This is a genomic window from Acinetobacter modestus, from assembly GCF_014636095.1.
GTDB classification, from domain to species: domain Bacteria; phylum Pseudomonadota; class Gammaproteobacteria; order Pseudomonadales; family Moraxellaceae; genus Acinetobacter; species Acinetobacter modestus.
Genome location: NZ_BMDV01000001.1, coordinates 883855 through 895613 on the forward strand (window position 1 = coordinate 883855; position 11759 = coordinate 895613).

10 protein-coding genes are annotated in these 11759 nt (G+C 36.1%); 4 read left to right on the forward strand and 6 right to left on the reverse strand.

All coding sequences use genetic code 11. The features are described from left to right. Positions 1–52: 52 nt before the first annotated feature. Positions 53–1264 carry a hypothetical protein gene (locus IEV17_RS04075; protein ID WP_004663453.1) on the reverse strand — a complete coding sequence of 404 codons (1212 nt, stop codon included), beginning with the start codon at positions 1262–1264 and terminating at the stop codon, positions 53–55. A 22-nt stretch (positions 1265–1286) separates the two neighbouring features. Further along, on the reverse strand, positions 1287–4370 hold the full coding sequence (locus tag IEV17_RS04080) for a DNA translocase FtsK (RefSeq protein WP_004663454.1): 3084 nt from the start codon (positions 4368–4370) through the stop codon (positions 1287–1289). Positions 4371–4652: 282 nt separating this feature from the next. Between IEV17_RS04080 and trxB the strand changes: the two genes are divergently transcribed. From trxB to IEV17_RS04100, 4 genes are all read left to right on the forward strand, one after another. Next, positions 4653–5603, forward strand: a complete 951-nt coding sequence (gene trxB, locus IEV17_RS04085; RefSeq protein WP_004663455.1) for a thioredoxin-disulfide reductase — start codon at positions 4653–4655, stop codon at positions 5601–5603. Between the two features lie 103 nt (positions 5604–5706). After that, positions 5707–7263 (forward strand): class I SAM-dependent methyltransferase, encoded by a 1557-nt coding sequence (locus IEV17_RS04090; RefSeq protein WP_004663456.1) that lies wholly within the window; start codon positions 5707–5709, stop codon positions 7261–7263. Between the two features lie 87 nt (positions 7264–7350). Continuing rightward, positions 7351–8082 carry a leucyl/phenylalanyl-tRNA--protein transferase gene (aat, locus tag IEV17_RS04095; RefSeq protein ID WP_004663458.1) on the forward strand — a complete coding sequence of 244 codons (732 nt, stop codon included), beginning with the start codon at positions 7351–7353 and terminating at the stop codon, positions 8080–8082. Between the two features lie 26 nt (positions 8083–8108). Next, on the forward strand, positions 8109–8924 hold the full coding sequence (locus tag IEV17_RS04100; RefSeq protein WP_004663461.1) for an arginyltransferase: 816 nt from the start codon (positions 8109–8111) through the stop codon (positions 8922–8924). On the opposite strand, the gene rimI is transcribed toward IEV17_RS04100, so the two are convergent. The 4 genes from rimI to IEV17_RS04120 all read right to left on the reverse strand — a co-directional run. Then, positions 8910–9371, reverse strand: coding sequence for a ribosomal protein S18-alanine N-acetyltransferase (gene rimI / locus IEV17_RS04105; protein WP_004663463.1), 462 nt, complete (start codon positions 9369–9371; stop codon positions 8910–8912). The two genes, IEV17_RS04100 and rimI, sit on opposite strands and share 15 nt — an antisense overlap. Before the next feature lie 93 nt (positions 9372–9464). After that, positions 9465–10349 carry a metal-dependent hydrolase gene (locus IEV17_RS04110; RefSeq protein ID WP_004663465.1) on the reverse strand — a complete coding sequence of 295 codons (885 nt, stop codon included), beginning with the start codon at positions 10347–10349 and terminating at the stop codon, positions 9465–9467. A 222-nt stretch (positions 10350–10571) separates the two neighbouring features. Continuing rightward, on the reverse strand, positions 10572–11453 hold the full coding sequence (locus IEV17_RS04115) for a metal-dependent hydrolase (RefSeq protein WP_004663467.1): 882 nt from the start codon (positions 11451–11453) through the stop codon (positions 10572–10574). Between the two features lie 202 nt (positions 11454–11655). Beyond that, a partial coding sequence (locus IEV17_RS04120) for an EF-Tu C-terminal domain-related protein (protein ID WP_017284604.1) occupies positions 11656–11759 on the reverse strand: 104 nt, incomplete at its 5' end.

Below are 11759 nucleotides of genomic sequence, written 5' to 3' on the forward strand. Positions count from 1 at the left end.
GAAAATATTTCTACCGTAAAATTAAAGTAATCTTTTCGTAATTGTTTAAAACTTAATTCTCTTGGAAATATTCAGGATAATCCTTTTTCAACTGTTCCATATACTTGTGCTCTCGCTCTTTCATTAACTCATCTTCTGTACCTTTTGCAAAAGCAAGGCAATTTTCATATGCATACTCATTCTTCCAATTATTAAGATCATGAAATGATATTCCTTGGAAGATTTCAGATGTAAATTTTTTATCTTTAACTTGACATGATATATAGATATAGTTGGCAAAATTCCATTGATCTGGGTATTTTTTTAAAACTTCTCTTACTGATTTACGAAAATATTGCCAATCTATATATGATTCTTTTCTTAAGTTATCTATTTCCATATTGTCTGCAACAACCCAATATATTCTAGAATAGATTGCAGTACCTTCTTTGGCATTCGTTTTTGATACAGCAAAATGAGCAAATTTTTCTATTTGCTCATAGTCTCCTCCCCATTTAGGAGAGTAATGATAAACTACCGCATTAAAATAGATTGGATAATAATAAGGAAAACGATTAGTAGCATTCTCTAATGCTCTTTTATATTCTAGCTCAGAGTTATTCAAGAAATTTTTTACATCCAAGTTAATTACATGCCATTCAGGATCTACATTAGATAAACTTGGTATTTTATGATTTAAATAATCATTAGCTTTAGTTAGATATGTATTCCATTGCTTTAAGTTTTCTGTTGATACAGTTGAAATATATCCTTCGCCTCGATATTGCCAAGCCCTTGCTAAAAGTAATTTGGCTTTTAAAATTTCAGGCAGTGCGATATCAGGGTATTCTGAACTCCATTTTGATATTTTTTTATAGTGAGACTCCCACATCTTTTTTGACTTTTCTTCCTCTTTAATAGTAAGAATTTTGTCAAAACTATCATAAAATATTGTTAGTTTCCATAAACCACTTGACGTTCGTTCTTCACTTTTTAAAAGTTGAATATAAATTTTATTCAACTCATCAAATTTGTTATTTTCAAACAATACTTGAATATCTTTCTGAAAATTTTGCCTATCTAATATTTCATTATTTCTAACCCTACTCACATCATATTGATGAGTTTTCTCATCAACTTCTACAATATCAGATCTATGATTTTTCTTATTAATTTCTAAATTATCAGATTTCATCTGATTTGCATGAGTATTATCGCACCCACAAAATAAAATCCCCGCAAAAATATAAATGGAAATTTTAAAAAAATTTAAGGTATTTTTCATTTTAATCCGATATATAAAAATTTTAAACTAGAATATCACGCTTACCGTTTGCTCCCATTGAACTTACGATCCCGTTCTCTTCCATTTGATCAATAATTCGTGCAGCTCGGTTATACCCCAAACTAAATTTACGTTGTAATGATGATGTTGAAGCCTTGCGCGTTTCAAGTACAAAAGAAACACACTGATCATAAAGTGCATCACGATTAGGATCACCATCACCATCTTCAAAACCACGTGAGGTCGGTTCTTCATCAAATGGGGTTAAGATTTCATCAACATAATCAGGCTCACCACGTTCACGCCAAGCGTCACAGATGCGGTTCACCTCATCATCACTAATAAACGCACCATGCACACGCTCAGGTTCGATTTTACCTGGCCCTAAGAATAGCATGTCACCGTGCCCTAATAGATCTTCTGCCCCGCCTGCATCGAGGATTGTTCGAGAGTCAATTTTACTATTTACACGTAATGCAACACGTGTTGGGATATTCGCTTTAATCAAGCCTGTGATGACGTCAACTGATGGACGTTGTGTTGCAAGTAGTAAATGAATACCTGCCGCACGAGATTTCTGTGCAAGCCGAGTAATCATCTCCTCAGCTTTTTTACCAACTTGCATAATCATGTCAGCGAATTCATCTGCAACAATCACAATCGATGGTAAAGGAGCTAATCGTGGTGCACGCTCCCCTACAACTGAATCACTGGCTTTCCAAGTTGGATCAATCAAATCGTCACCATTGGCAATCGCTTCTTCCACTTTGCGGTTATAGTCAGCCAATTTACGAATTTTTAGAAAAGACATTAGCTTATAACGACGTTCCATTTCATTTACACACCAATTCAATGCGCTTACAGCATCTTTCATATCAGTAACAACAGGTGTTAATAAATGTGGAATATCATTGTAGTTAGCTAATTCAAGCTGTTTTGGGTCGATTAGAATTAAACGCAATTGATCAGGCGTGTATTTTAACAACATTGATAAAATCATTGAGTTAACAGCTACTGACTTACCTGAACCAGTTGTTCCCGCAACTAACATATGCGGTGCTTTGCCCAAATCAGTAATCACAGGATTACCTGAAATGTCTTTACCCATCGCCATCGAAAGTAAACCCGCTGGGTCTTCAAATGCTGGTGTCTTTAACAACTCAATCAGTCGAACCATTTCGCGGCTGCTATTTGGGACTTCAATGCCGATATAAGGTTTTCCAGCAATCACCTCAACCACACGAACAGATGCCATTGACATTGAACGTGCTAAGTCACGCGAAATATTGGTAACTTTAGATGCTTTTACACCCGGTGCAAGATCTAATTCAAAACGTGTCACGACAGGCCCAGGTTGAGCCTCCACCACTTGAGCTTTGACGTTAAACTCTTGTAATTTAATTTCTAGAAGTTCAGACAAACGAGCTAATTGTTCAGCTGTAAAGTTCACCTTTTTATTCGGATCTACCTCGTCCAATAATTCTAAACCTGGCAAAGTTGGTAAATCACGACGTTTTTGAGCCACTTGCATCGCACGAGACATTGGGCGACCAAATGAATCTGTTAACGGCGCGTCTAAATCAAAATCATCTTCGATATCAAAATTTTCTTCAACTTTACCCGCAGTTTCTTGCCATGCTTCAATAAATGCTTCTTTTGATAAACTCTCTTTAGGCGTTTCAATCTCAATAGGTGCTTTTACAAAAGCCGAAGACTGCGCGTAGCTCGAAGTTTGCAATACAGATTGCTGTTGTTTGTCTTCAATTAACAAATCTTCAAATTCATCAAAGCCTTCATCCAAAATACTTTGCTTATCATCAGAGATCATGTTTTTGATCGTATGATGCAACTGAACTGCCTTTTCTTGCGGTACAGATTCAACTTCTGTTGAATCTAACTCAATATCAAAGTCAATTTCATCACTTTCATTTTTAACCGTTGATCGCGTTTCTTGAATAAATGGCTTGTGTACATCCGTAGCCGTTTTACTATTAGGAACAGCAGCCAATAATTCATCAAATATTTGGTCATCATTCCAATCGACTGGACTCTGATGAGGACGTTGCGCTACAGAAGAAACTTCCGTTGTTGCATGTACATATTGAGATGAAGGATTTATAGCATCATCTGCCGCTCGCAAAAGTGCATCAATTTCTTGTTTATGGCTCGCATCATCATGTTGTAATGCACGCCATACTTCACCTGTTTGAATTAAACGCTGACTATCGGCTTCAAGTTGATGTGCTTGTTTTAAAGTTTGCTCAAAATCTTCTGTTGATAATACTTCTTGTGATTGAACACTTTGCTGTTCTTTGGCAACAACATCAGCAAATAGTTTTTCGGCTAGTAATTGATGATGTGCATTGTCTGTAGATGCTGTTTTAGCTGCAATGCTGTGCTGTGCATTTTGGGCTGTATCATTCGCCTCTACAATATTTGAATCAGCCGCTTGGACTGGAGCTTTTTGCTTTATCGCTGGTGTTTCTGTTGCGGCTAATTGTTCAGTCAAATCATAAGCAGATTCGTGTTGAGGTATATTTTTATAGAACAAATCTTGTAAATATGCTGGCATATTTTTTAATGTTGCCCAAGTTTTATTCCATTGAATACCAAAAGCTAAAGTGAATAATAAAATACTAAAAGCAAGTAAAAAAAATGTTGCACCATAGATGGTTAAAAGTTGAGAAAGACTCTGACCTAACTCATAACCAATAATACCACCTGCTGCATTTTCTAAAGTATCTGCTGGAACATTCCAATGTAGATACAACAAACTAGAAATGGACAGAATCAAGAAGAACTGCGCTGCATAACGAAATGGGCGATTTAAAAAACTTCTAGGCCACCACACTTGAATTGCTTCGATAAATAGAAATAAAGGAATGAACAAACTTGCCCACCCTAAAAAACCGAATAACAAGTCTGCGATCCAAGCACCAGCTACACCACTTGCATTTGAAACCTGTTGCGTATCACTGGAAATATGCATCCAACCAGGATCAAAAGGTGTGTAGGTTACTGTGGCAAGAAATAAATAAATGCCAAAAGAAATCAAAAATAATGTCATTAAAAAGCGTTGCGCATAAACACTTGACACCGCAGTCATATACAGTCCTGTAACCCAATTCGTTATTTGTTTGTATCTTTTAAGGCTTAAGCTACCTTAATCAATAAGTTTTACATTATGCACTCGTTCTTACAAAAAAGATGCACGATTGTTTACTGTTGTTGTTAACATCGACGGTTGATGCAAAACATCAATGAAAGATTAGTAAAAACTAATTATCATATAGCCCAATTCGATTAAGTATATCAATATTATCCAACCCACTCCCCTGTGGATTCACGTATAATTTTAACAGTTTCAATATAAAAAGGATGTTCTTTAATGAGCGCTCGTCACTCACGGTTAATTATTTTGGGTTCTGGTCCTGCTGGTTATAGCGCGGCAGTTTATGCAGCGCGTGCCAACCTTAAACCGACACTGATTGCAGGCTTGCAATTAGGTGGTCAATTAACAACGACCACTGAAGTTGATAACTGGCCTGGTGACCCTGAAGGATTAACTGGTCCTGTGTTAATGGAGCGTATGCAAGCTCATGCAGAACGTTTCGGTACAGAAATTGTCTATGATCACATCAACGAAGTGGATCTTAAAACTCGCCCATTTGTGTTAAAAGGCGATATGGAAGAATACACGTGTGATGCGCTGATTATTGCTACAGGCGCAACAGCACAATATTTGGGCCTTGAATCTGAAGCTGCATTTATGGGTCAAGGTGTAAGTGCTTGTGCGACTTGTGATGGGTTCTTCTATAAAAACCAAAATGTGATGGTTGTAGGCGGCGGTAATACTGCTGTTGAGGAAGCGCTTTATTTATCGAATATCGCTGCTCACGTTACTTTGGTTCATCGCCGCGATAGCTTGCGTTCTGAAAAGATCTTACAAGATCATCTTTTTGCTAAAGAAAAAGAAGGTAAAATCAGTATTATATGGAATCATCAAGTAGATGAAGTTCTAGGCGATAAAACGGGTGTAACTTCTGTTCGCATTAAGTCTACACAGGATGAAACAACACAAGATATTCAAGTACAAGGTCTATTTGTCGCAATTGGACATAAACCGAATACAGGAATGTTTGATGGTCAATTAAACCTACGTGATGGTTATATTCAGGTGCACAGTGGAACTGCTGGTAATGCTACAGCAGCTTCAATTGAAGGTGTATTTGCAGCAGGTGATGTAGCAGATAGTATCTATCGTCAAGCGATCACTTCAGCAGGATCAGGCTGTATGGCAGCGCTAGATGCTGAAAAATATCTCGACAATTTGAAGTAATTTTTAAGAAACAAAAAACCACCAATTCTTTGGTGGTTTTTTATAAAAACATCCATACAATCAAAGACATGATAATTTAATAATAAGATTGGTGGTTTTTCGAATGACAACAACATGGACCAATGGCTATCAAACAGAAGTAAATTACACTTATGGTTATTACCGAGATCTCAACCCTAATTTTCAAAAATTTTGCTTACTCCTTAATGGAATAGAAAGTCCTGAAGCTCAAGAGAATCAAACGCATTGTGAACTTGGCTTTGGTCAAGGTGTCAGTATTAATATTCATGCTGCAAGTAATGAAGCGCTCTTTTACGGCACTGACTTCAATCCAGCACACGCCGCCCATGCCAATCAACTCGCCGAAAAATGTAAAACTGAACATTATTTTTATGATGATAGTTTTGAGGAGCTACTCCATCGTTCAGATTTACCAATGTTTGACTCTATCAGTCTACATGGCATTTGGAGTTGGATTAGCTATGAAAATCAATACATTATTTTAAAGTTTATTCGAAAATTTTTAAAACCGAATGGTATCGTTTACATCAGTTATAACTGTGTTACAGGCTGGGCAGCGAATATGCCAATTCGTGAACTGTTTCATAGCCATTTTAAATTTAATAGTAAAAGTACCAACCCACTACAAAAGGTGAATGAAGCACTCAAATTTAGTGATGAGTTGCTTAAACAAAATCCTATTTTTGCACAAAGAAATCCAAATGCTCTACAAAAAGTCGCAGATTTAAAACAACAAAATCCAAACTACTTAATTCATGAATACTTAAATCAAGATTGGCAATGCTTCTCCTTTCAACAAATTGTCAGAATTTTAGATGAAATTAAGCTTTCTTATGCAGGTTCAACAGATCTGAGCACTCATCTTGATAACATTAATTTTTCCGAAGAACATCAACAATTTTTAGCTGAGATTGAACATCCTATTTTTAAAGAGCAATGCCGTGATTATTTTGCTAATACGCAATTTAGACGAGATCTTTTTATTCGAGGAAAAAACAATTTAACACCACTTCAAATACAAGAACGACTACGTAATAAAGCTTTTGTCTTATTGATCGCCAAAGAAAAATTACCGAGTAATATTACTGGGCTATTAGGTACTTTTAATTTAATTGAAGACATTTATCATCCAATTGGTAATAAGTTTGCAGAGAAAAATTATCATCCCTTAACAATTGCTGAATTGGAACAGAGTTTTCCTGAATTAAGTTATGCAAAAATCCTGAATGCCTTAGTCATTCTCTGCCATTTAGGTTTAGCTCAACCCTGTCAAACACTGACACCTAATCATGAAATCATACACAAATACCATCAGATGAATCACTATTTATTAAGTCAAGCGAGTTTTCACCAAAATTATAGTGTGTTAGTAAGCCCACTAACCGGAATTGGAATTCCTACAGAACATTTTCATCAATTATTCTATCGTGCATATTTTGTAGATGGTTTAGAAACAGCTGCTGAATTCGCAGATTACGTTCAAAATGTAATTACTCAACTCGGTTGGCTGGTTTTGGATAAAGATGGCAATACCATTACAGATAAAGACCAAAGCATTCAAATGATTCAAATAAAAGCACAGCAATTTCTAGATAGCCAAAAACTTCAAATTGCAAAACAACTACGTTTATTCAATTAATGACAGTGCAAGGATGGGAATCGCTAGAGATTGCCATTCTGATCGAGTTCAGTTAGTTTAGAATTATTGTTATTTGCTCTTTTTGCTATGCAACAGCTTCCTTTATCACAATATATTTTTCCAAACCCTATCGAAGCTGATCCTGAAGGACATGGCTTTATTTGTATTGGCGCAGACTTATCACCTGCTACATTATTTGAAGCCTATACACATGGTCTCTTCCCTTGGTTTAACGAAGATGAACCGATTTGTTGGTGGAGTCCTGAGCCACGCTGCATTATTGAGCCTCATGTATATAAACCCAGTAAATCACTGATTCGAAATATGAAAAAACATGATTATCGGATTACAGTGAATCATGCTTTTGAAGATGTAATACGCTCATGTTCACTCCCCCGCAGCTATGCAAATGAAACATGGATTAGTGAAGATATTATCGAAGGCTATTGTTCTCTATTTAAGGCGGGTTATGCCTATAGCATTGAGGTCTGGCAACAAGAAAAATTAGTTGGTGGACTATATGGCGTAACGATAGGTAAAGGCTGTTTTGGTGAATCGATGTTTAGTACAGAAACAGATGTCTCTAAAATGGCTTTCTATACACTTATGTTGATCGGTCAAGAAAATCAGCTTCCTTGGATTGATTGTCAACTGGTCAATGATCATCTTTTAAGCTTAGGTGCGCGTACACTTTCTCGCCAAGTCTACCTAAAATCGTTACAAGATGTAATTATTGCCCCCTCTATCAATTGGAAAAGTTATCAAGAACGTGTATTTTCAAGTAAAACAATAGCAGTTTTTGCAAAATTAGACGGTTAATGGATTAACACCTTGGAGGGAGATTAATGAAATCATACCAACCCAAGTCCCTTTTAAATGACTTACAGTACTATATAACACCGCCACACGACTGCAGTTATCTCGATAACAAATCAGCTCGAATGGTATTTTTAGATCCAATTCACCGTATTGATGTGGTGACATTGTCTGAACTTTCGCGTGTCGGTTTTCGACGTAGTGGCGATTTTGTCTATCGACCAGAATGCCATTTATGTCGCCAATGTTTATCTTGTCGCGTTCCAATTCAAGAATTTAAAATGAATAGTAGCCAGAAGAAGGCATGGAAACGTAATCAAGATTTAAAAATGAGTATTTTGCCAACTTCGCAAGCCACTCAACAGCATTATGATTTGTATGAGCGTTATATTAACGAGCGTCATGCAGATGGCGATATGTATCCAGCAACATTAGATCAGTTTGAAAAATTCCTCGTTCACAGTTGTACAGAAAGTTTTTTCATCGAACTTTGGGATGAACAGAAACTTATTGCCGTTTCTACTTGTGACTTAATGGATGATGGTCTCTCTGCTGTATATACTTTTTTTGATCCCCAAGAACAACGTCGTTCACTTGGTGTTTTTGCGATTCTTAAACAAATTGAATATGTCAGCACTTTAAATTTAGATTACCTATATTTAGGTTATTGGGTGCCTCACTCAGCTAAAATGAACTATAAATCACAATATACGCCACTGGAATTATTATTAGATGGACAATGGCGTCGCCTTAACCGCCCACTCTCAGAAAAAGAGATTCATCAACTTGGAAATTCATTAATGACTACTCTACCATCGGAGTGGGATAACTTAATTATTAAATAAAGCAGCAAAATCATCAGTGCATGTTTTGACCATAATCACAGCATGCTCTTTTGTCCCATCTAAATTGGGATAATAATTTTTGCGTAAGTCTATTTGATGAAAATCCGTTTTTTCATACAAACGAATTGCAGCAAGATTGCTTTCACGTACTTCTAAAAAAATTTGAATCGGATTATTTTTTAAAAGTTGAATTGAATAATCTAGCAACTCGTATCCAAGACCTTTGCCCTGTTGGTTTGGATGAATCGCCATTAGTAATAAATTGGCCTCATCTAGAACAGGCTGCAAAATACAGAACCCAACAACCTGATTCGACTGCTCATAGACCGTGCACTGATACGAAGCTAAAGATTCTTGAAATTGTTGTTTCGACCAAGGATATGTTTGTACTAAACGTTCAATTGCAACAACACTGTCTAAATCACTCTCTTGCATCAATCGAATCACGATCTATCACTCTATAAAATATTGATGCAGATTATCAGTAATTTGATCATAAATTTGAATAAAAAAATGGGCAATTTTAATTGCCCATTTTCATTAACTCATATTAAAGCCTAATTCAGCACGCCATTTATTCAATAAAGCTGTTGTATCATCATCATTCGGATGAAATTTTGGTCTTAAAAATGCCAATAACGTTGGAATTTGACGTGTCATAAAACCTTTATAACCATACATGAACTTGAGCATATATTTGGTATCTCGCCATGTAAGTTTGCCATCAGTTTTTAAGAGAGTCGCCGTGAAATATGACTGGGTAATAAAAATTAGACCCATTGCAATCACTAAAGCTAATGAACGCATAAAATAAGCTTTAAATCCTTGCCCATACATCGCTTCATAAACGTCAAATGCCACCGCTTTATGCTCATTTTCTTCAACTGCATGCCACATCCATAAATGGTACATGGTCTCATCCATAAACATGGATTGAATATCTGGGTTAGACAATAATTCTTCAGCAATCGTTGATGTAAAATGCTCCAAGGCACAAGTACCCGTTAAGCCAATCATCTCTTTTGTAAAACCAAATGGTTTTAATAATTTAGTACTTATAGCAACCCCATACTGAATCACTTTACCTGTTTGTGCCTCCAATTTACGCACATCATAACCATAAGCTTGTGCAGCTGCATTAAAAGCCAAGTGTTCCTTTGAATGCATTGCTTCCTGTCCAATAAAAGCACTAATTTCTTTTTGTAATCGAGGATCAGCAAGTTTTGGATCATTTCTAACTGCACGGGTACTATTCACAAAAAATTGTTCACCCTCTGGAAACAATGCTGAAAGTGCAGTCATAAAATGAGTTAAAGCAGCATCTCCATTTGCCCAATAGCGTGGAACTTCGCCAAATTCAAAATCCATTCGGCGTACAGGAAAACTAGCGCCAGCGCGGTTTGAAATATTGACCTTAGCATTCATACCTTCTTCTCCTACCCAATGGATATATTTGCTTAAAAATTATCTATGGTTTATTTATACGCTTCTTTGAACGCATTAAATAAGTGCAGATAAGGTCAGAAAAGCATCATCTTAGGACATGTCAGTATGATTTTAAAAAGTCTATTCAATGTAATATTCAAAATAAAAAAGAGCAATTTTATTGCTCTTTTTTACATAGATTTAGCTAATGGAAATTTTAAGTTAAAAACCTAATTTCGCCTTCCAATCTTTAAGTAATTGTACGGTATCTAAATCATTTGGATGAAAACGTGGTCTAAAGTAAGCCAACATTTCACCCGCCATACCTGTAATAATCCCTTTTGATGGACTATAAGCATATTTGTAAATCATGCCTAATTCTTTCAGATTTAGTTTTTTATCTTGTTGAAGTAGACGTAAAGTAAAATAAGATTGAAGAATAAAGATTAAAGCCATAGCAAATACAAGTGCTGTAGTACGTAAACTATATGCTTTCAATCCAGTTCCAAATACTGACTCATAGACATCGTAAGCCACTGCTTTATGTTCATTTTCTTCAACTGCATGCCAGAACCACATATATGACATGGTCTCATCTGTCATTAAATCTTGGATGTGTTTATTGCGTAATAATTCGGAAGCAATCGTTGCAGTAAAATGTTCTAGCGCTGTTGTTGCCGTTAGATCAACCATCTCTCTTGTCATACCAAACGGTTTGACGATTTTTGAAAAATTCTTAAGTGCAAATTGGATATAACGTCCCGTAATCTGTTCTAAAGATCTAACATCATGACCATACTTTTGTGCAGAAGCATTAAAATTTACATGCTCTTGAGTGTGCATTGCTTCTTGACCAATAAAAGCACTGATTTCTTTTTGTAGCTCTGCATTATCTTTAATAGTTGAGTGATAACGTACAGCACGTACAGCATCAATAAATAATTTCTCGCCATCTGGAAATAATGCAGACAAACCAGTCATGAAATGAGTTAAGCCAGCCGAACCATCCATCCAATATTCTGGTACTTGATCAAAATCAAAATTCATACGACGTACTGGAAAACTTGCACCTGCACGATTTGAAATATTTACTTTAGCATTCATGCTGCTGACTCCTTTTAAATGGAAAATTTCCATTTAGTACTTTTGTTCATTTTCTTGTGTTTTATATTACGGTTTTATTGCGATGAATTAAGTGCAGTTTAGGACAGCAAGGTATCAGTTTAGGACACTATTAAAGATAGATTGTCGAACAATAGACATAAAAAAACACCCCAAAGGGGTGTTTTTTTATCACTCTAGGCGATTATGCAGTTACTTTAGCAACAACACCAGCACCTACAGTACGACCACCTTCACGGATCGCAAAACGTAGACCTGGGTCCATTGCGATCGGGTGGATTAACTCTA

What these genes read in the sequence shown, in the direction of transcription:
- IEV17_RS04075 (WP_004663453.1), bottom strand. Translation starts at nt 1,264, where the DNA reads ATGAAAAATACCTTAAATTTTTTTAAAATTTCCATTTATATTTTTGCG.
- IEV17_RS04080 (WP_004663454.1), bottom strand. Translation starts at nt 4,370, where the DNA reads ATGACTGCGGTGTCAAGTGTTTATGCGCAACGCTTTTTAATGACATTA.
- trxB (WP_004663455.1), top strand. Translation starts at nt 4,653, where the DNA reads ATGAGCGCTCGTCACTCACGGTTAATTATTTTGGGTTCTGGTCCTGCT.
- IEV17_RS04090 (WP_004663456.1), top strand. Translation starts at nt 5,707, where the DNA reads ATGACAACAACATGGACCAATGGCTATCAAACAGAAGTAAATTACACT.
- aat (WP_004663458.1), top strand. Translation starts at nt 7,351, where the DNA reads ATGCAACAGCTTCCTTTATCACAATATATTTTTCCAAACCCTATCGAA.
- IEV17_RS04100 (WP_004663461.1), top strand. Translation starts at nt 8,109, where the DNA reads ATGAAATCATACCAACCCAAGTCCCTTTTAAATGACTTACAGTACTAT.
- IEV17_RS04110 (WP_004663465.1), bottom strand. Translation starts at nt 10,349, where the DNA reads ATGAATGCTAAGGTCAATATTTCAAACCGCGCTGGCGCTAGTTTTCCT.
- IEV17_RS04115 (WP_004663467.1), bottom strand. Translation starts at nt 11,453, where the DNA reads ATGAATGCTAAAGTAAATATTTCAAATCGTGCAGGTGCAAGTTTTCCA.